Annotated in this window: 1 protein-coding gene; it reads right to left on the bottom strand. The window is 71.2% G+C overall.

All coding sequences use genetic code 11. The features are described 5' to 3' along the window. On the bottom strand, positions 1 to 396 hold a 396-nt coding region (locus M8009_RS18915; RefSeq protein WP_430886938.1), incomplete at both ends, for a molybdopterin oxidoreductase family protein.

Here is a 396-nt window from a genome sequence, read left to right as displayed (position 1 = left end):
CGGGCTCGAGGTCGTCGAGCACCCGGCTGCGACGGGTCATGGAGCCGGTATGCCAGTGTTCCAGCTGGCGCCCGGTGATCAGCACCGTGGGGTAGTCGCCGTCGATGGGTTCGTCCGGCGGCAGCGGCCGGGTCGGGCTGAACCGCGCCCGCCCGCTCGCGGTGGGGAAGGCCTCACTGAACACCACGTCGGCCCCGGGGGCGTCGTCGGCGGGGCAGGGATAGGTCACCGAGCTCTCGCGCTCCAGGCGCTCCCAGCTGATGTGGTCCAGCGAGGCCATGCCCTGCTTCATCTCGGCGAACACCTCGCGGGGGTGGGTATAGTCCCACGCCAGGCCCAGGCGATTGGCGAGCTGCTGGATGATCCACCAGTCGGGCTTGGCCTCACCGGGCAGCG

It is taken from the genome of Halomonas gemina, from assembly GCF_023554995.1.
Taxonomy (GTDB): Bacteria; Pseudomonadota; Gammaproteobacteria; order Pseudomonadales; family Halomonadaceae; genus Halomonas; species Halomonas gemina.
The sequence above is the reverse complement of the archived record's forward strand: the minus strand, read 5'-3'. Positions and strand labels throughout refer to the sequence as shown.